Genomic DNA, 19,657 nt, shown 5'->3' on the forward strand with positions numbered 1-19,657 from the left:
GCCAAACTATGTATACCAGATGCCAGATACAACGGATTTGTTTGCATAGCAGCATACGCGACTGTGCAATGCAGCAAAATCGGCTGATTGGCATCCCGGATCGGAGTGGGGAGGGCGCAGGCCGGCGGGGCCGCCGGGTCAGAATTTCCAGCTAAAACTGGCCTTTACCGAGTGATCCTGGACCCGATCGGCGAGCTGGCCGACATAGGCGATGCCGATGCTGGCTTGCGGCGTAACCCGCAGGTCGAGCCCGCCCACGATCAGCGCTGCGTTCCGCGCCAGCGGCACGCCAGCCACGGTGAATCCGGTTCCCGGGCTCTGGAACGCGAGCGCCGCCGAAGGCGTACTCTCAAGCCACCGAGGCACGCGGCGTTAACAGCATGCCGCTGGTGAGGGCGAAGCTGGTGGCGATGCGGGCGCCGAGCGAGGAGTAGCCGACATCCTGGTTGCTGCCGGCGCCGACCAACGCGGCGGCGCCGATTCCGCCGGTCTCGGCAAAACTGTCGGTGCCCAGGCGGGGCCGGCGAACGGCTCGTGCGCGATGGGAGCGATAGCCCGTAGCCGATCTCGGCGAACACCTGCCCGTGGTCGCGTCGTAGCGGGCGCGTGCCGTATCGAAGAAGCCGGGGAAGACGATCGAGCGGTTGGTGCGCCGCGATCGTCATCGCCCACACCACGCCGCCCTTCGCCGACCTACCGCCGCTGTGGAAGCTCGGCCTCGAAGGTTGAGCGCGGGCGGCGGTGCCGAGGGCGGTGAGCGGGCCGACGCGCCATCGATTGCGGAGCATCATCGTGCTGCCGGCCCGGATATGTCCGCTGCGCGAGGCCATTGTGCAGTTTGTTGATCTGAATCAACGTCGGGCGCCGCGCCGCCCTCTAGATTGACGTCCAAGGCAGCGGCCCGGATGCCGTCCCCCCAACGTCCCAAGTGAGAGACACGATCATGGCGGTCGCAGACGGCGACGCAGATGTACGGCGTCGCCGAACGCGAATGGAAATCTTCGCCTTCCTGTTCCTGACCGCCATCCTGATGCCGGGGCTCGCGGTCGCGACGGTCGGGTCATACGGCCTCGCGGTCTGGATCTACCAAATGGTGGCCGGCCCTCCCGGTCCGCCCCCGCCGCATTGACAGGGAGAGACATCGTTGTGCGCAAGACCGCGATCAATCGCCGTATGCTGATTACCGGCCGCGCTTTGACAGCGGAGCGCGTCGTGGCGCCACCCGGGGGCGAGATCGCCAGCATCCTGGTGCAGGCCCGGCCCGAGCGCCTTGATGCGGTCGAAGCCGATATCCTCGCCGTTTCCGGCTGCGAGATTTTCGGCCGCGACCCCAGAGGCAAGCTCGTCGTGGTGGTCGATGCACCCGATGCCGGTGCGCTCGGCGCGACGTTGAACACGATCGCTCTGTTACCGCACGTCCATTCCGCCTCGCTGGTGTTTCACGCCATCGACGTCTGCTGAAGTGCCGGGAGGCCAGCCATGACCGAAACCAAGCTCGACCGCCGCCAGATGCTGAAGCTGGAGGCCGCCGCGATCGCCGCAGCGGCCGGTGGAATGCCGGTTGCGTCGGTCGCGGCAAACCTCGTCACCGAACGCGATGCCAGCGAACTCGACTGGAACAAGGCTCCCTGCCGCTTCTGCGGCACCGGTTGCAGCGTCATGGTGGCAACCAAGGACAATCGCGTCGTTGCTACCCATGGCGATATCAAGGCCGAGGTCAATCGCGGCCTCAACTGCGTGAAGGGCTACTTCCTCTCCAAGATCATGTACGGCCACGATCGCCTGACGCAGCCGATGCTGCGCAAGACCAACGGCAAGTACGACAAGAACGGAGACTTCACCCCGGTCTCGTGGGACGAGGCGTTCGACATCATGGCCGAGAAGTTCAAGGCGGCGCTCAAGCAGCGCGGGCCGAGCGGCATCGGCATGTTCGGCTCCGGCCAATGGACGATCTGGGAGGGCTATGCGGCGTCAAAGCTGTTCAAGGCCGGCTTCCGCTCCAACAACATCGATCCTAACGCGCGCCACTGCATGGCCTCCGCGGTGGTCGGCATGATGCGCACCTTCGGCATCGACGAGCCGGCCGGCTGCTACGACGACATCGAGGCCACCGACGCCTTCGTACTGTGGGGCTCCAACATGGCGGAGATGCACCCGATCCTGTGGACGCGGGTGACCGACCGCCGGCTATCGGCGGCGCATGTGCGGGTCGCCGTGCTCTCGACCTTCGAACATCGCTCATTCGACCTCGCGGACATCGGGATCGTGTTCACGCCGCACTCCGATCTCTACATCCTCAATGCGATCGCCAATCACATCATCAAGACTGGGCGTGTGAACAGGGATTTCGTCACGGCGCATACCGTGTTCAAGCGCGGCCAGACCGACATCGGTTACGGCCTGAGGCCCGATCATCCGCTGCAGAAGAAGGCGACGGGCGCGGCCAAGGCAAACGACGCCACCGATATGAGCTACGACGACTACGTCAAATTCCTCGCCGACTACACGCTGGAAAAGGCGGCGAAGATGTCGGGCGTTCCGCTCAATCGCCTGGAGGCGCTGGCCGAGCTCTACGCCGACCCGAAGACCAAGGTCGTCAGCTTCTGGACCATGGGTTTCAACCAGCACACCCGCGGCGTCTGGTGCAACAATCTGGTCTACAATCTTCACCTTCTGACCGGGAAGATCGCGGAGCCCGGCAACAGCCCGTTTTCGCTGACCGGCCAGCCCTCGGCCTGCGGCACCGCACGCGAGGTGGGGACCTTCTCGCACCGCCTCCCGGCAGACATGGTCGTCACCAACAAGGCGCATCGCGACAAGGCGGAGGAGATCTGGAAGCTGCCGGAAGGCACGATTCCGGACAAGCCGGGCTATCACGCGGTGTTGCAAAGCCGGATGCTGAAGGACGGTCTGCTCAACGCCTACTGGGTGCAGGTCAACAACAATTTGCAGGCCGGTCCCAACATCAACGAGGAAACCTATCCCGGTTTCCGCAACCCCGACAATTTCATTGTCGTTTCGGAAGTCTATCCGACCGTCACCGCGCTTGGCGCCGACCTCATCTTGCCGACCGCGATGTGGGTGGAAAAGGAAGGCGCCTACGGCAATGCCGAGCGGCGCACCCAGTTCTGGCACCAACTCGTCACCGCGCCGGGCGAGTCGCGTTCTGACCTTTGGCAATTGATGGAATTTTCCAAGCGTTTCAAGATCGAGGAGGTCTGGCCGGAAGAGTTGCTGGCGAAGAAGCCGGAGTATCGTGGCAAGACGCTGTTCGACGTGCTGTATCGCAACGGCCAGGTCGACAAGTTTCCGGTCTCCGACATCGCGTCGGGCTACGCCAACGACGAATCCAAGGCGCTCGGCTTCTATGTCCAGAAAGGGCTATTTGAGGAGTACGCCAGCTTCGGCCGCGGCCACGGCCACGATCTCGCGCCGTTCGATGCCTATCACGGCGAGCGCGGGCTGCGCTGGCCGGTCGTGAACGGCAAGGAGACGAAGTGGCGCTTCCGCGAGGGCTCGGATCCGTATGTCGGGCAGGGCAGAGGCGTGCAGTTCTACGGTTTTGCCGATGGCAAGGCGCGCATCTTTGCGCTTCCCTACGAACCGCCGGCGGAATCGCCCGATAGCGAATACCCCTTGTGGCTCTCCACCGGCCGGGTGCTGGAGCATTGGCACTCCGGCACCATGACCCGCCGCGTGCCCGAACTCTATCGCGCGTTTCCCGAGGCGGTCTGCTTCATGCATCCGGATGATGCGCAGGAGGCCAAGCTGCGACGCGGCGACGAGGTCAAGGTCATCTCTCGCCGCGGGTTTATCCGGGCGCGGCTGGAGACCCGCGGCCGCGACCGACCGCCGCGAGGTTTGGTGTTCGTTCCGTGGTTCGACGAGTCGAAGCTGATCAACAAGGTGACGCTCGACGCCACTGATCCGCTTTCGCTGCAGACCGACTTCAAGAAATGCGCCGTGCGCATCGAGAAGGTGCTGCCGTCATGATCAGGAATCTGCGCGTCGTTCTGCTCGTCCTGGCGATAGGGGCCGGCACCGGCACATTGGCGGCGCAATCGCTCAATTCCGGGCTGCGCGGGCCGACGCCGCTCGATAGTGAAGGCCCGGCTCCGCCGATGATGCCGACGCGCAACACGTCCGAGCGTGAGGTCAGAAACTATCCCGAGCAACCGCCGGTAATTCCGCATTCGATCGACGGCTACCAGATCGATCTGAACAGCAACAAATGCCTGTCCTGTCACGCGCGTGCGCGCACCGGCGAGTCGCAGGCGCCGATGGTCTCGATTACTCATTTCATGGATCGCGACGGCCAGTTCCTTGCGTCGATCTCGCCGCGCCGTTTTTTCTGCACTGAATGTCACGTACCGCAAAGCGTGAGCAATCCGCCCGTCAGCAACGACTTCGTCGACATCGACACCATGTTGAGCCGCGCGGCTCCGGGCGGCCGTCGATGAAGGCGGCCGACCCGCAAACCCCAAAGGAGGGGCTCTTCCGACGCGCATGGGCCTTCGCGCGCGAACTGTGGGACGTGCTGGTGCGGCCGAGCACGGTGTTCGGGCTCGGCGTATTGGTGATCGCGGGCTTCGCCGCTGGCGTTGTTTTCTGGGGCGGCTTCAATACCGCACTCGAGCTGACCAACACCGAAAAATTCTGCACCGGCTGCCATGAGATGCGCGAAAATCTGTTTACAGAGCTGAAGTCGACCATCCATTTCACCAATCGCTCCGGCGTCCGCGCCACCTGCCCGGATTGTCACGTTCCGCACAACTGGACCGACAAGATTGCGCGCAAGATGCAGGCCTCCAAGGAGGTGTGGGGCCACCTGTTCGGCGTCATCGACACCCGCGACAAGTTTGTCGACAAGCGGCTCGAACTCGCGCTGCATGAGTGGGCGCGTTTCAAGGCCAACGATTCACTCGAGTGCCGCAACTGTCACAGCGCGGAATCGATGGATATCACCAAACAGTCGCCGCGCGCGTCGGTGGCGCACCAGCGCTTCCTGTTTTCCGGCGAGAAGACCTGCATCGATTGCCACAAGGGCATTGCACATCACTTGCCCGACATGCGCGGCGTTGCAGGCTGGCAATGAGCACCGGCTCTTGCCGGGCCTCGATCAACGCCCGTGTCGGGAGAGAAGCACACGACCAGCCGACGCAAGCAAAAAATGGCGGCGGTTTCCCGTTGGCCATCAACGACGTTGAAACGTCGGAACTCACGTGCTTGTTTCTCCGATCAGAAGGGGAGCTTCTCATGTTCGCGAAAGCTGTCGCCGTTACAGGTGCCCTGATGCTGGGCGTTTTTGCCGTAACTACCGATGCCTCTGCACAAGGTGTCGGCAGTCATTATCGTTATGGAGTAGCCCCCTCCGGCAACCTTGCGGTTCGGGGAGCACCAACGACCGGCGGAGCAAGAGCTCATCCGGCGACCGGCCCGCAGTATTTTAATGCCAGCCCGCCGCCCTCCAGCACCCTGAACAACGGGTCGAGCCTTGGTCTAGGTGGTCCTTATACTGGGACCAGGGTCATCAATCGTTAGATGAGACACCTGCTTGCCGGGTCACCGGACCGAGCGCCAGCGGACCGCGCAAGTCGCCTCTCTCCGCATCGACTTGACCTCGGACAAGGCAAGTCGAACGAGGGGATCGCGGGCATCCTCGGCGTCGGGTTCGACGCGGTGTAGGCGCACGTCGAGGCGATCAACAGCAAGATCGATCCCGACGGCCACCGCGCCGCGATCGTCATCGCACACACCACGCCGCCCTTCGCCGACCTGCCGCCGCTGTGGAAGCTGGGGCTGGAAGGGTCAGCGGGCTGACATGTCAGGTCGCTCGCGGCCGATAGCGGCTCGCGCTGACGATGTCGCCACTGATCCAGGATCGGACGCTGATATCGCTGCCAAATCGCATGATGTTCGCCGTTGAGTTGAGGCGCGACGTCCGCCCGGGTTGTACGGCACGAACTGCACATCCGTACTTTTGCTCGTTGCCCTAAGCTGGTCTCACTGCCTTCCCGCAACTCGCGTGTGAAATCGGAGCAAGATAATGAGCACTGAGGACAAACCGTCGCCGAAAGCCGTATCCGTAGGCGACCTTGATCGCCGACGTTTGCTGTTGGGGACGTCAACATTGGTCGCGGCGGCCGCGCTCACGTCGGAAGCACTCGGCCAAGCCCAGCAGGCGTCGCCCGCCAGCCCGGCCTCCGGAGCTGCAAGAAAGCCCAACATTCTCTTCATCATGGGGGACGACATCGGTTGGTTCAATGTGAGCGCCTACAATATGGGTGTCATGGGCTATCGCACGCCAAATATCGATCGCATTGGTCGGGAGGGAGCGACCTTCACAGATTGGTACGGGCAGCAGAGTTGCACTGCGGGACGCGCCGCCTTCATCACCGGCCAGACGCCGATCCGGACCGGCCTTACCAAGGTAGGACTGCCTGGTGCCGAACTCGGACTTGGGCCACTCGATCCGAGCGTCGCCGATGTGCTCAAGACGTATGGTTACGCCACCGGGCAATTCGGCAAGAACCATCTTGGTGACCGCGACGAACATCTGCCGACCGCGCACGGCTTCGACGAGTTCTTCGGCAACCTCTATCACCTCAACGCCGAAGAGGAGCCGGAGAACCCGGACTATCCAAAAGATCCCGAGTTCCGCAAGAAATTCGGTCCACGGGGTGTGTTGAAGTCAACGGCCGACGGCAAGATCGAAAACACCGGCCCGTTAAATTCCAAACGCATGGAAACGATCGACGAGGAATTCCTCGCGGCTGCCAAGGATTTCATTAACCGACAACATCGGGCCAACAAACCGTGGTTTTGCTATTTCAATTCAACGCGAATGCACATCTTCACGCACCTGAAGGCAGCGTCGCAGGGCAAGACGGGACTCGGCGTCTATCCCGATGGCATGGTGGAGCATGACGGCATGGTCGGCGAGTTGTTGAAGCTCGTGGACGATCTCGGTGTCGCCGACAACACCATCGTGGTCTATACAACGGACAACGGGGCTGAAGTCTTCACGTGGCCCGACGGCGGCACAACGCCATTCAGAGGCGAGAAAGCCACCAACTGGGAAGGCGGCTTCCGCGTCCCTTGCCTGATCAAGTGGCCCGGCGTCATCAAGCCTGGAACGATCGTCAATGATCTCTGCGCCCACGAGGATTTCATTCCGACCTTCGCGGCCGCCAACGGCGATACCGATCTCGTCGAACGGACGAAGAAGGGGACGGCTCTCAACGGCAAGCAATTCAAGGTTCACCTCGACGGATTCAATCTGCTTCCCTTCCTGAAGGGCGACGCCAAGGAATCGCCGCGCAAGGAGTTCCTCTATTGGAGCGACGATGGCGATCTGATGGCTCTGCGGGTGGGGCACTGGAAGGCGACGTTCATGGAGCAACACACCGAAGTAAGTCCACAAGCTCCTCTCGGCGTCTGGCAGGGTCAGTTCACAAAGCTGCGTGCGCCCATGTTGTACAATCTGCGCGCCGACCCCTTCGAGCGGGGCCCGACAAGCATGCTGTATGGCGACTGGCACGCCCACCGGGCGTTCCTGCTAGTGCCCGCGCAAGCGATCGTCGCCAGGTACGTCGAGAGCTTCAAAGAATTTCCACCGCGTGCCAAAGCGGCGAGCTTCACCGTTGGCGATGTGATGGAGAAGCTCACGACAGCGGGACCGGCAAAGAATTGAGGTTCTGAGGACCTGCCGGGACGGCAGTGCCGTCCCAATCTGGCTATGAGCGCCACGTAGCAAACCCGGACAGGACGACTCAAGGTCTGCTCCAAACAAAAATGGCCGCGGTTGCCCGCGGCCATTCGTGTCTTGGTTGAGTGCAGCCCTTACTCGGCCGCCTGCTTGCGCGGCGGGTCGAGGGCGCCGGAGTCGTGGATCTCGGCGACCTGGTGATCGCTGAAGCCGAGCACCTCGCGCAGGATTTCGTCGGTGTGCTCGCCGAGCAGCGGCGAGCGCTGAACGTCGCTCGGCGAATCCGACAGCTTGATCGGGTTGCCGACCGAGACGTACTTGCCACGGGTCGGGTGGTCGACCTCGACCACGGTGCCGGTCGCGCGCAGCGACTGGTCTTCCGCGATCTCCTTCATCGACAGGATCGGACCGCAGGGGATGTCGTCCTTGTTGAGGATCTCCATCGCCTCGAACTTGGTCTTGGTCATCGTCCACTGCTCGATGCGGGCGAAGATCTCGTTGAGGCGCGGCAGGCGGGCCGGCGGCTTGGCGTAGTTCGGATCGGTCTTCCAGGTCGGCTCGCCGATCACGTCGCAGATCTTCTCCCAGACCGGGGCCTGGGTGATGAAGTAGATGTAGGCGTTCGGGTCGGTTTCCCAGCCCTTGCACTTCAGGATGCGGCCGGGCTGGCCGCCGCCGGAATCGTTGCCGGCGCGCGGCACGGCATCGCCGAACGGAATGCCTTCGCCGAACTGGCTGTATTCCTTCAGCGGACCGTGGGCGAGGCGCTGCTGGTCGCGCAGCTTGACGCGGGCGAGGTTGAGCACGCCGTCCTGCATCGCGGCGGTGACGCGCTGGCCCTTGCCGGAGTGGGTGCGCTGGTAGAGCGCGGTGACGATGCCGAGCGCGAGATGCAACCCGGTGCCGCTGTCGCCGATCTGCGCGCCGGTGACCAGCGGCAGGCCGTCGCGGAAGCCGGTGGTCGAGGCGGCGCCGCCGGTGCACTGCGCGACGTTCTCGTAGACCTTGCAGTCTTCATACGGGCCCGGGCCGAAGCCCTTGATCGAGGCGACGATCATCTTCGGGTTGATGGCCTGGATCTTCTCCCAGGGGAAGCCCATGCGATCGAGCACGCCGGGGCCGAAGTTTTCGACCAGCACGTCGCACTGCTTGATCAGCGCGGTCAACACTTCCTTGCCCTTCGGGTTCTTGGTGTCGAGCGTGATCGAGCGCTTATTGTGATTCAGCATGGTGAAATACAGGCTGTCCACGTTCGGGATGTCCTGCAGCTGGCCGCGCGTGATGTCGCCGACGCCGGGACGCTCGACCTTGATCACGTCGGCGCCGAACCAGGCCAGCAATTGCGTGCAGGTCGGACCCGACTGGACGTGGGTGAAATCGAGAATGCGAACGCCCTTCAGCGCCTTGGTCATAATGTTTGCTCCGTACTTATATGCCCCTGCACCCGCAGGGAGTGATGGGTTAGGGGGACCTGTTACTTCTTCTTCTGCAGAACGCTCTGCGGATTGAGGTTGCCGATGCGGCCGCTCTCCGAGCCCGCCGCCGGATCGATCACCGCGTTGATCAGCGTCGGCTTGCCGGAATCCAGCGCCGCATTGACCGCGCGCTTCAACTCGTCCGGCGAGGTGGCGTTGACCCCGACGCCGCCGAAGGCTTCCATCATCTTGTCGTAGCGCGAGCCCTTGACGAACACGGTGGTCGCCGGATCGTCGCCGGCGCCGTTGACGTCGGTGCCGCGATAGATGCCGTCATTGTTGAAGATCACGACGCAGATCGGCAACCTGTAGCGGCAGATGGTCTCGACCTCCATGCCCGAAAACCCGAATGCGCTGTCGCCCTCGACCGCGAGCACGGGCAGGCCGGTCTCGACCGCAGCGGCGATCGAATAGCCCATGCCGATGCCCATCACGCCCCAGGTGCCGACGTCGAGCCGCTTGCGCGGCTTGTGCATGTCGACGACGCCGCGGGCGAGGTCGAGCGTGTTGGCACCCTCGTTGACGAAGATGGTGTCCGGACGTTCCGCGATGATCGCGCGCAGCGCGCCGAGCGCACCGTGATAGTCCATCGGCGAAGCGTTGCTCATCAGCTTCGGCGCCATCTTGGCGACGTTGTCGTCGCGCTTCTTGCTGATGGTCGAGAGCCAGTCGGACGGCGCCGCGGTCCAGTTCGCGCCCATGGCGTCGAGGAAAGCCGACACGCAGGAGCCGATATCGCCGACCACGGGGGCGACGATCTCGACGTTGGAATCCATTTCCTTCGGCTCGATATCGACCTGGATGAACTTCTTCGGGGCTTCACCCCAGGTCTTGCCCTTGCCATGCGAGAGCAGCCAGTTGAGGCGGGCGCCGATCAGCATCACGACGTCGGCTTCCTTCAGCACCGTCGAGCGCGCCGCACCCGCGCATTGCGGATGCAGATCGGGCAGCAGGCCCTTGGCCATGCTCATCGGCAGGAACGGCACACCGCTCTTCTCGACGAAATTCTTGATCGCCTCGTCGGCCTGCGCGTAGGCCGCGCCCTTGCCGAGGATGATGAGCGGGCGCTTTGCGCTCTTCAGGACGTCCAGCGCGCGCTTGACCGAAGACGGGGAGGGGATCTGCTCGGGCGCGGCGTCGATCACCTTGACCAGCGACTTCTGACCGGCGTCGGCGTTCATCACCTGCGAGAACAGCTTTGCGGGCAGGTCGAGATAGACGCCGCCCGGACGGCCCGACACCGCGGCGCGGATCGCGCGCGCGAGGCCGATGCCGATGTCCTGGGCGTGCAGCACGCGGAACGCGGCCTTGCACAGCGGCTTGGCGATCGCGAGCTGGTCCATCTCTTCATAGTCGCCCTGCTGCAGGTCGACGATCTCGCGCTCGGACGAGCCCGAGACCAGGATCATCGGGAAGCAATTGGTGGTGGCGTGGGCGAGCGCGGTGAGGCCGTTGAGGAAGCCGGGCGCCGACACCGTGAGGCAGACGCCGGGCCGCTTGGTCAGGAAGCCGGCGATCGAAGCCGCATAGCCGGCATTCTGCTCGTGGCGGAACGAGAGCACGCGAATGCCCGCCGCCTGGGCCATGCGGCCCAGGTCCGTGATCGGGATACCCGGCACACCATAGATGGTGTCGATGCCGTTGAGCTTGAGCGCATCGATGACGAGATGGAAGCCATCGGTCAGTTCTTGCTCGGTGCCCGGTGCCTCGGACTTCGTAGCGGTATTCAGCATCGGCATCGTCTCCCTGGTCGTTCTTGTTCGGACGATCTGATTGTCGTCTGAAGCGTGTGAACTTGAGTGGTTAAGTGAAAAGTTCCTGGCCGTGCGCCTCGACATAGGCGGCAAGCCCAAGCGTGTGGTCGCGTGCGCGCTTCTCGGCAAGCTCGGTGTCGCGCGCTTCCAGCGCCTCGATGATCCCGAGATGCTCGGGCAGCGAGGTCGCGGTGCGGTCCTTGCGGCCGATCGTGAGCTGGCGATAGCCGCGCACATGCAGCAGCAGGTCATTGGTGAGGTCGACCAGAACAGGCGATTCCGACAGCGAGATCAGCGCCTGGTGGAAGGCGATGTTGGCCTTGGAATATTCCTCGACGTGATCCTGCGGCAGGCGATCGTCGCTGAAGTCCTTGAAGAAGTCGCGCAGCGCCGAAATGTCCTTCTTGCGCGCGGTGGTCGTGATCAGGCGCGCCGCCATGCTCTCCAGCGCCGCCCAGGCGCGGATCATGTCGACGATCTCCGCCTTGGTGCGGCGGACCACGACGATGCCGCGGCGCGGCACGGTCTTCACGAATCCGTCCTGCTCGAGCATCGCGATCGCTTCGCGGATCGGCGTGCGGCTGACGCCGAGGCGCTCGGACAGTGCGCGCTCGTCGAGCATCACCGGCTCCGGCGTCGCGTAGATGTCCATCTTCAGGATCGCTTCCTTCAAGGCTTCATAGGCCTTGTTCTTGAAGCTCGTCTCCGGCGCGATCCGGACGATGGCGATATCTGTGTCAGCCATGGTGGGCGACGCCTTGGTCTGTTTCGGTTCTGGCACGACTCGTCTCCTCCTCTTGGAGACGTCTTCTTAGCAGAAGAAATTACCTTAGATTTTTGGCATGCCAAATACCAGAATGTCAAGCTGCCTATATTTTTCGATCTTTTTGGACCTCGACCGACCTTGACAATTGCGTTTTTGGCATACCAAATGCCACGAAATCTGTCCCAGGAGGAAGCCAATGTCAAATTCGAAGGATGCGGTCCGCAAAATTCTCGATGCGGTCAAGGCCGACAAGCGCACGACCCTCACCGCGCCCGAAGGCAAGGTGGTGTGCGACGCCTACGGCATTCCGGTGCCGAAAGAGGGCGTCGCCAAGTCGGCGGCCGAGGCCGCCCGCATCGCCTCCGACATGGGCTTCCCGGTCGTGATGAAGATCGTCTCGCCCGACATCCTCCACAAGACCGAGGCCGGCGGCGTGGTGGTCGGCGTCAAGAGCGCCGCCGAGGCCGAGAAGAGCTACGAGACGATTCTCGCCAACGCCAGGAAGTACAAGGCCGACGCCAAGATCGAGGGCATCCAGGTCCAGCAGATGCTGGGCGGCGGCACCGAGGTGATCGTCGGTTCGATCACCGACGGCTCGTTCGGCAAGCTGGTCGCCTTCGGTCTCGGCGGCGTGCTGGTCGAAATCCTCAAGGACATCACCTTCCGCCTCGCGCCCGCGACCAAGGACGATGCGCTGTCGATGCTCGACGGCATCCAGGCGCATGAGATGCTGAAGGGTGTGCGCGGCGGCGAGGCGGTCAATCGCGAGGCGCTCGCCGACGTCATCGTCAAGGTGTCGCAGCTGGTCAGCGATTTCCCCGAGATCGTCGAGCTCGACCTCAACCCGGTGTTCGCCACCAGCAAGAACGCGATCGCCGCCGACGTCCGCATCGTCGTCGACTTCAACTACAAGCCGCGCCCGGCGCCGCGTCCGACCGAAGAGATCGTCGCCGCGATGAACCGAATCATGCAGCCGAAGGGCGTTGCGGTGATCGGCGCCTCCGCCGAGGATGGCAAGATCGGCAACTCCGTGATGAAGAACCTCATCAACGGCGGCTACAAGGGCGAGATCTATCCGATCCACCCCAAGGCCGACGAAATCCTCGGCTACAAGGCCTACAAGAGTGTCAAGGACGTGCCCGGCGTGATCGACACGGCGGTGTTCGCGATCCCGGCGAAATTCGTCGCCGGCGCGCTCGCCGAATGCGGCGAGAAGAAAATCCCCGGCGCGGTGCTGATTCCCTCGGGCTTTGCCGAGGCCGGCGCGCCGGAATTGCAGGCCGAGATCGTCGAGGTCGGCAAGAAGTACAATATCCGCCTGATGGGGCCGAACATCTACGGCTTCTACTATACCCCGGCCAATCTCTGCGCCACGTTCTGCACTGCCTATGACGTCAAGGGCCACGCCGCGCTGTCGTCGCAGTCGGGCGGCATCGGCATGGCGATCATCGGCTTCTCGCGCTCGGCCAAGATGGGCGTGTCGGCGATCGTCGGCCTCGGCAACAAGTCCGACATCGACGAGGACGATCTGCTCGCCTTCTTCGAGCAGGACCCCAACACCAACCTGATCGCGCAGCACTGCGAGGATCTGAAGGACGGCCGCGCCTTCGCGGAGGCCGCCAAGCGCGTCTCCAAGAAGAAGCCGGTGGTCGTGCTCAAGGCCGGCCGCACCTCGGCCGGTGCGAAGGCGGCCTCGTCGCACACCGGCGCGCTCGCCGGCAACGACAAGATCTACGAGGACGTGTTCAAGCAGTCCGGCGTGATCCGCGCCCGCAGCCTGCGGCAGCTGCTCGAATTCGCCCGCGGCGTGCCGGTGCTGCCGACGCCGAAGGGCGAGAATGTGCTGATCATCACTGGCGCCGGCGGCTCCGGCGTGCTGCTCTCCGACTCCGTGGTCGACAACGGCCTGTCGCTGATGCAGATGCCGCCGGATCTCGATGCGGCGTTCCGCAAGTTCATCCCGCCGTTCGGCGCGGCTGGAAATCCTGTGGATATCACCGGCGGCGAGCCGCCGATCACCTATGTCAACACCGTCAAGCTTGGCCTGTCGGATGAGCGCATCCACGCGCTGATCCTCGGCTACTGGCACACCATCGTGACGCCGCCGATGGTGTTCGCGCGCAACATGGTCGAGGTGAAGAAGGAGATGGAGGCCAAGGGCTTCGTCAAGCCGATCGTCGCCTCGCTTGCCGGCGACGTCGAGGTCGAGGAAGCCGCCGAATATCTCTACCAGCACGGCATCCCGGCCTACGCCTATTCGACCGAACTCCCGGTCGAGGTGCTCGGTGCCAAGTACAAGTGGGCCCGCGGCGCGGGCCTGCTCTGATCTTCTGAATCTGTCGAATACTACAGGCCGCCCCGGACACCGCCCGGGGCGGTTTTTCGTTATTGGCCGTTCTCGAGACCACCCAGGCTTTCCCTGATCGGTCCTGAGCGGGTTCCGCGCAGCATCTCCTTTTCCGGACCCGCGCGCGGCTGACGAAGCTTGCCTTCCGTATCTGATGTGGTACTGATATGTCAGATGAAGAATGACGGAGGGACCCGCGATGGAGTTGGCTGCAACAGGGATGACCGACCGCCAGCGCAAATATCGCGCGACCTACCGCGAGCGCGTGGTGGGCTGGTACAATGGCTGGCTGCATGTCGTGCTGATCTACACGATCGGCTTCACGGCGCTGTACGTCTATCTGGCCAATGTGCATGACGTGAAATGGTGGGAATACCTCACCATTCCCATGGTCTTCCTGATCGCAAACTTCTTCGAATGGGCGGTGCACCGCTTCGTCATGCACCGGCCCTCGAATGTGCCCCTGCTGCGCGCGATCTACAGCCGCCACACGCTGATGCACCATCAGTTCTTCACCGAGGAGGAGATGCGCTTCGCCGATCATCACGACTGGCGCGTCACCTTCTTCCCGCCCTATGCGCTCGTGGTGTTCACCCTGATGTCGATCCCGCCGGCGATCATCGCGGGCCTTGTGATCTCGGCCAACACCGGCTGGCTGCTGATCACCACGACGACCTCGATGTACCTGATCTACGAGTTCATGCACTTCTGCTGTCACGTCGAGGAAAATGCCTTCGTGCGCAACATGCCCTTCGTCAACACCATCCGCCGGCATCATACCGCCCATCACAACCAGTCGATCATGATGGAGCGGAACATGAACCTGACCTTCCCGGTGATGGACTATGTGTTCGGCACCTCCGATCTCAATCGCGGCCTGCTCGGCCACATCTTCAACGGCTACAGCACGCGCTATGTGAAGACCGACATGCGCCGGACGGCACGGACGCCGCGGGTCGTGGCGAAGGAGCAATCGGTGCCGCATGCCGCAGCTTGAACCCAATCTCGCCGGCCTCGCCTGGTTCGGCCTGCTGTGGAGCGTGTGCTGCATCGGCTTCCTGCAGCTGGCCGGGATGTACCCGCTGCGCGGGCGCGCCGTTCTGCCGGTGACGATGACGACCATAGTTTGGGTGATGCTGTTCGCCGGCACGCTGGCATTCGCGCTGGCCGAATTGCGCTGGACCACAATCGTCGTCGTCGGCGGCGTGCTGTTCTTGTTCTTGCCCGGGTTGTTTCAGGCGCTGCCGGAATGGTGGCGTGACGGACGCGCGGGATTGCGGCTGTCCTGTTGCGCCATGATCGTAGCCCTTGCGCTGCTGGTCCGCGTGGCGGCACCGTCGTTTCACAACTGGATGACCTGAAGGGAGGTCTCGATGCCAAGCCACATCAAGCTCATGCTGTCGCTGGCGTGCCTCGCCACGGCAGCCTGCGGGTATTTTTTCATGGTCTATCTGGGACAGCAGGGACCGAGCTATGCGGTCGCCTTCCTCGGCGTGTTCGCAACCGTCGCGATGTGGATCTTCCCCGAGGTTGTCAAGAAGGACCTCAAGATGCGTCCGCCAGGATCCTGACCGAGCTCCTGATATGATGCTGCAGCACAGGGAGGATCCGATGGCGAGCTATACCGGGGACCGCACCATCGACGGCATTTCGGTGCTGGTCGATGGCAAGCCGCTGTCACCGCATTACGACCAGCTTCGTCTCACCGAACACGGTTTTGAATGGAGCTACGAGGGGCCGGAGCCGGCACAACTGGCCTTCGCGCTGCTCTATGACCATCTGCACGATGCCGCTGTTGCGAAAGCGTTGCACGAGAGCTTCATGCGGCGCGTCGTCGCCAATTTCGACAATGAATGGGAGCTCTCCTCGGCCGATCTCGACGAGGCGGTCGCGGCGCTGCGCTCCGGACAGACGGCCTGAGCCCGTGCTGATGCCCCCGGCAGAGAATTCTTGAGATGACCCTGACCTGTCGCGCGGCGGTGCTGCATCAGGGCGGAACGCCGCTTTCCGTCGAGCGCGTATCGCTTGCGCCGCCCATGCCGACCGACGTCGTGGTGAAGGTGCGTGCCGCGGGGCTCTGTCACACCGATCTCGAAGTCATCGACGGATCGTTGCGCTATCCGTTGCCGATGATCCTCGGGCACGAGGCGGCAGGCGTGGTCGAGGAAATCGGCAGTGCGGTGCGCGACATCAGCGTCGGCGATCACGTCATCCTGTCCTGGAATCCGCATTGCGGGCACTGCTTTCACTGCGACCGCGCGCAGCCGATCCTGTGTGAGACCTATCTCGCGCGGGGCGCGGAAGGCGTACATTTCGACGGCGCGTCGAAGGCGCGGCTCGCGGACGACCGCAACCTGGCGCACCTGATGTTCCTCGGCGCGTTCTCGGAATATGTCGTGCTGCCGGCGCAGCAGGCGATCGTCGTGCCGAACGACATCCCGTTCGACCGCGCGTGCCTGATCGGCTGCGGCGTCATGACCGGCGTCGGCGCCGCGCTGAACGTCGCCGCCATCGGTCACGGCGATACCGTGATGGTCACCGGCTGCGGCGCGGTCGGGCTGGCAGCGGTGCAGGGCGCCCGGCTTGCCGGCGCCGGTGCTGTTATCGCGGTCGACCTCGACGATGCAAAGCTTGGCCTCGCGCGGCAGCTCGGCGCCACGCACGTCGTCAACGCGGCCCGCGAGGATCCGGTCCAGTTCGCAAAGCAGACGACGTGCGGCCGGGGAGCCGACGTCATCCTCGAGGCGGCGGGCCATCCCAACGCGTTCCGGCAGACCGCGGAGGCGGTGCGGCCGGGCGGTGAGGTGATCTGGCTCGGCAAGATCGACGTCACGCAGGACGTGAGTTTTCGCTGGGGCGCGTTGATGGGCGAGAAGCGATTTCGCCGCTCGAGCTATGGCGGCGCGCGGCCCCGGCGCGACTTTCCCTTGCTGGCGCAGGCCTATCTCGACGGCCGGCTCAAGCTCGACGAACTGATCACCGGCCGTTGCAGCCTCGACGGCATCAATGACGGTTTCGAGGCGCTGCGGCGCGGACGGTCGATCCGCACGGTCGTTGAGTTCTGATCGCTCTCACAGCGTCGAACGTGCAAAACTCTCGATGTAGTCGATCAGGCTGTCGGACGCCGCGCCCGCGGCGTCGACGCGGCGCTCGGCGACGGCTTCGGCGACGTCGGCATGCAGCCGCGCCGCCAGCGGCAGATCGGCCGCTTCCTTGTAATGCTGGTACCAGAACCGGCGCGACAGGCCATGCATCAGGCCCATGGCGCGGGAGGCGAACTCGTTGCGCGACGCCGCAGAGATCAGTGTGTTGAACTGGTGATCCAGCCGCATGAACAGCAGGTCGTCGGATTTCTCCGCCGCGCGCCGCATGCCGGCGGCGATCTCGGAGAACTGCGTGCGCTGCTCGCTGGTGGCGCGCTCGGCGGCGCCGCGCGCCATCAGCCGTTCCAGCTCGCGCCGCACTTCCAGCAGGCGCAGCTGGGCCCTGAGGTCGATCTCGGACACCAGCACACCGCGGCGGGCCAGGATGTTGACGAGGCCGTCGCGCGACAGGCGCTGCAAGGCTTCGCGGATCGGGGTTCGGCCGATGTTGAGCCGCTTGGCGAGCACGAGCTCGGAGAGCGCGGTGCCCGGCGGCAGTTGCAGCGTCACGATCAGCTCTTCCAGCTCGGCATAGGCGCGATCGGTGAGCGTGACGTCGCTTTGCGGAAGAGGGGCCGGCGCGGAACCGCGCGGCTTGTCGCCGGCGGCGGAGGATTGCCGTGCCGGCCGGCGGCTCCCTGCTGTGCGCGCGCGCACCGTGCTGGATCGTTTGCTCGAATTTACCATCAGGATCGTGAGTGCTGCTGTACAGCAGATATCTCACACGCTCGATGGCAATGACAAGGCCGGTCGATCGGCGCCGCGTCGAATCGGACGGCGCGCCGCGCGCCCATCAGTGCGAAATGCTTTCCAGCGTCCGGCCGCGGGTTTCCTCGCCGAGCAACAGCACCGCAAGCGCCGCCACCACGAATGCGCCGGCGCCGAGCGCAAACACGCCGCCTTGTCCGGCCGCCGGCAGGATCACGCCGATCACATAGGGGCCGATCAGCGAACCGATTCGGCCGACCGCGGAAGCAAAGCCCGTTCCGGTCGCACGGACATGGGTCGGGTACAGTTCAGGCGTATAGGCGTAGAGCGCCGACCACATGCCGAACAGGAAGAACTGCATGCAGAGGCCGGCAATGATGAGCTGGGTCTGGTCCGCCGCCGAGCCGTAGAAATGGCAGGCGATCGCGCCACAGAGCAGGTTCATCACCAGCGTCGCCTTGCGGCCCCAGGATTCGACGAGCCACGCCGAGACCAGGAAGCCGGGGATCCCCGCGAGCGAGATCAGGATGGTGTAGAACACCGATTTGGTGATCGGGAAGCCCTTGGCCTGCAGCAGCGCGCCGAGCCACGTGGTCAGGCCGTAGAAGCCGAGCAGGGCGAAGAACCACAGGGTCCACAACATCGTGGTCCGCTTGGCGTAGATGCCCGAAAACAGCGTTCTCAGGCCCGTCACTTCGGAGACGGGGGCAGCCGCCTGGCGCAGCACCGGCGGCAGGTCCTTGCCGCCGAGACGGTCGCGGACCCTGCTTTCGATATTGCGCACGGTCGCTTCGGCCCGCTCGGAATAGCCGTGCGAGGCGAGCCAGCGCGGCGATTCCGGGACGTAGCGGCGCACGACCAGCACGAACACGGCCGGGATCGCCTGCAGGATGAAAACCCAGCGCCAGTCGGCGACCTGCAGCACGAAGTAGGTCAGCAGGCCCGACGCGATGAAGCCGAGCGGCCAGAATCCTTCGAGGAACGCGATGTAGCGGCCGCGGTTGCGCGCCGGCATGATCTCCGAGACCATCGACTGCGCGACCGGAAACTCCATGCCCATTCCGAAGCCGAGCAGCAGGCGGGATGCGCCGAGCGCGGTCGCCGTGGTGGACAGACCGCAGCACAGGCTGCCCAGTCCCCAGAAGATCATGCTGACCTGGAAGACGCGGGCACGGCCGAAGCGGTCGGCGAGCAGGCCGGCGGAGGCGGCGCCCGCGAACATGCCGAGGAAGCTCATGCTGGACAGCAGCCCGGCTTCCGCTGTCGACAGGCCGAAGGTCTGGCGGATCGAGCCGAGCACGAAGGTGAGCGCGGCCAGGTCCATGCTGTCGAAAAACCACGCGGTCGCGATGATTCCGAAGATCCAGCGCTGATAGGAGGTCAGCGGCAGGCGTTCGAGCCGCGCCGCGATATCGGCGACCTGCTGCGCCTGCGCGGTTCGCGCAACGGCCGGAGCCCGGCTTCCGGCTGCCGCGGTGACGTCGGAAATGGTCATTGCTGCCTCCCCAAGTAGAGATTGATGGGCTCTTGTCGGCCCCTTTTAATAAAATGTCACACGGATAGCAGTGATATGTCAATTGCTGATCACGCACGAATTGACGGCGCGGGCGGGGCTGCGGCACCGGACGGGCCCGCGGACACATCGGCGCGTAGCCCGGACCTTCCGTGATCCGGCCGACCATCTTGCCGCGTCGGGCATCCTGCGAAGCGGCATCAAGAGCCGGTTAACGGCATCCGAGAAATCGGGGGCTAACGG

The 19,657-nt window shown here is 64.1% G+C and carries 19 protein-coding genes; 12 read left to right on the forward strand and 7 right to left on the reverse strand.

Annotation, left to right across the window (positions count from 1 at the left end):
• Positions 1-138: 138 nt before the first annotated feature.
• Together QA639_RS16510 and QA639_RS16515 are read right to left on the reverse strand one after the other, a co-directional pair.
• Complete coding sequence (locus QA639_RS16510; RefSeq protein ID WP_283090238.1) at positions 139-297, reverse strand: hypothetical protein; 159 nt, start codon at positions 295-297, stop codon at positions 139-141.
• A gap of 52 nt (positions 298-349) precedes the next feature.
• Complete coding sequence (locus QA639_RS16515; protein WP_283090239.1) at positions 350-466, reverse strand: hypothetical protein; 117 nt, start codon at positions 464-466, stop codon at positions 350-352.
• A 477-nt stretch (positions 467-943) separates the two neighbouring features.
• Here QA639_RS16515 and napE point away from each other — a divergent pair, with 477 nt between their 5' ends.
• The 6 genes from napE to QA639_RS16545 all read left to right on the forward strand — a co-directional run bounded on the left by napE (position 944) and on the right by QA639_RS16545 (position 7,693).
• Positions 944-1,129 carry a periplasmic nitrate reductase, NapE protein gene (gene napE, locus QA639_RS16520; RefSeq protein ID WP_157345976.1) on the forward strand — a complete coding sequence of 62 codons (186 nt, stop codon included), beginning with the start codon at positions 944-946 and terminating at the stop codon, positions 1,127-1,129.
• 44 nt (positions 1,130-1,173) lie between these two features.
• On the forward strand, positions 1,174-1,461 hold the full coding sequence (locus tag QA639_RS16525; protein WP_152977868.1) for a chaperone NapD: 288 nt from the start codon (positions 1,174-1,176) through the stop codon (positions 1,459-1,461).
• 18 nt (positions 1,462-1,479) lie between these two features.
• A complete protein-coding gene (napA, locus tag QA639_RS16530) occupies positions 1,480-3,993 on the forward strand; it encodes a nitrate reductase catalytic subunit NapA (protein WP_157345977.1) in 2,514 nt (837 codons plus the stop codon).
• Entirely contained in the window at positions 3,990-4,460 is a 471-nt protein-coding gene (locus QA639_RS16535; protein WP_050387020.1) for a nitrate reductase cytochrome c-type subunit, read from the forward strand. The genes napA and QA639_RS16535 overlap by 4 nt, the downstream gene beginning before the upstream one ends.
• Positions 4,457-5,095 carry a NapC/NirT family cytochrome c gene (locus QA639_RS16540; RefSeq protein WP_157345978.1) on the forward strand — a complete coding sequence of 213 codons (639 nt, stop codon included), beginning with the start codon at positions 4,457-4,459 and terminating at the stop codon, positions 5,093-5,095. The genes QA639_RS16535 and QA639_RS16540 overlap by 4 nt, the downstream gene beginning before the upstream one ends.
• A 951-nt stretch (positions 5,096-6,046) precedes the next feature.
• Positions 6,047-7,693: an arylsulfatase gene (locus QA639_RS16545; protein WP_028331524.1), complete on the forward strand. Its 1,647-nt coding sequence runs from the start codon at positions 6,047-6,049 to the stop codon at positions 7,691-7,693.
• Between the two features lie 149 nt (positions 7,694-7,842).
• On the opposite strand, the gene frc is transcribed toward QA639_RS16545, so the two are convergent.
• The 3 genes from frc to QA639_RS16560 form a co-directional block, all read right to left on the reverse strand.
• Positions 7,843-9,120: a formyl-CoA transferase gene (frc, locus tag QA639_RS16550; protein WP_076833358.1), complete on the reverse strand. Its 1,278-nt coding sequence runs from the start codon at positions 9,118-9,120 to the stop codon at positions 7,843-7,845.
• A gap of 62 nt (positions 9,121-9,182) precedes the next feature.
• On the reverse strand, positions 9,183-10,916 hold the full coding sequence (gene oxc, locus QA639_RS16555) for an oxalyl-CoA decarboxylase (protein WP_283090240.1): 1,734 nt from the start codon (positions 10,914-10,916) through the stop codon (positions 9,183-9,185).
• A gap of 70 nt (positions 10,917-10,986) precedes the next feature.
• Positions 10,987-11,682, reverse strand: a complete 696-nt coding sequence (locus tag QA639_RS16560; protein WP_050387017.1) for a GntR family transcriptional regulator — start codon at positions 11,680-11,682, stop codon at positions 10,987-10,989.
• A gap of 217 nt (positions 11,683-11,899) precedes the next feature.
• Here QA639_RS16560 and QA639_RS16565 point away from each other — a divergent pair, with 217 nt between their 5' ends.
• From QA639_RS16565 to QA639_RS16590, 6 genes are all read left to right on the forward strand, one after another.
• Complete coding sequence (locus QA639_RS16565) at positions 11,900-14,029, forward strand: acetate--CoA ligase family protein (RefSeq protein WP_283090241.1); 2,130 nt, start codon at positions 11,900-11,902, stop codon at positions 14,027-14,029.
• Between the two features lie 220 nt (positions 14,030-14,249).
• The gene (locus tag QA639_RS16570; RefSeq protein ID WP_283090590.1) at positions 14,250-15,047 is read left to right on the forward strand and encodes a sterol desaturase family protein; all 798 of its coding nucleotides are present in this window, start codon (positions 14,250-14,252) and stop codon (positions 15,045-15,047) included.
• Positions 15,034-15,411: a hypothetical protein gene (locus QA639_RS16575; RefSeq protein ID WP_283090242.1), complete on the forward strand. Its 378-nt coding sequence runs from the start codon at positions 15,034-15,036 to the stop codon at positions 15,409-15,411. The genes QA639_RS16570 and QA639_RS16575 overlap by 14 nt, the downstream gene beginning before the upstream one ends.
• Positions 15,412-15,423: 12 nt before the next feature.
• Positions 15,424-15,621, forward strand: a complete 198-nt coding sequence (locus tag QA639_RS16580; protein WP_024579640.1) for a hypothetical protein — start codon at positions 15,424-15,426, stop codon at positions 15,619-15,621.
• A gap of 40 nt (positions 15,622-15,661) precedes the next feature.
• A complete protein-coding gene (locus QA639_RS16585; RefSeq protein ID WP_028331517.1) occupies positions 15,662-15,970 on the forward strand; it encodes a DUF6166 domain-containing protein in 309 nt (102 codons plus the stop codon).
• A gap of 35 nt (positions 15,971-16,005) precedes the next feature.
• Complete coding sequence (locus tag QA639_RS16590) at positions 16,006-17,115, forward strand: Zn-dependent alcohol dehydrogenase (RefSeq protein ID WP_283090243.1); 1,110 nt, start codon at positions 16,006-16,008, stop codon at positions 17,113-17,115.
• Positions 17,116-17,121: 6 nt separating this feature from the next.
• Here the strand turns inward: QA639_RS16590 and QA639_RS16595 are convergent, their stop codons facing one another.
• Together QA639_RS16595 and QA639_RS16600 are read right to left on the reverse strand one after the other, a co-directional pair.
• Positions 17,122-17,880 carry a GntR family transcriptional regulator gene (locus QA639_RS16595; RefSeq protein WP_157345981.1) on the reverse strand — a complete coding sequence of 253 codons (759 nt, stop codon included), beginning with the start codon at positions 17,878-17,880 and terminating at the stop codon, positions 17,122-17,124.
• A 106-nt stretch (positions 17,881-17,986) separates the two neighbouring features.
• Positions 17,987-19,396, reverse strand: coding sequence for an MFS transporter (locus tag QA639_RS16600; RefSeq protein ID WP_050387012.1), 1,410 nt, complete (start codon positions 19,394-19,396; stop codon positions 17,987-17,989).
• Between the last annotated feature and the right edge of the window lie 261 nt (positions 19,397-19,657).

This window comes from Bradyrhizobium pachyrhizi (assembly GCF_029714545.1).
GTDB lineage: Bacteria > Pseudomonadota > Alphaproteobacteria > Rhizobiales > Xanthobacteraceae > Bradyrhizobium > Bradyrhizobium pachyrhizi.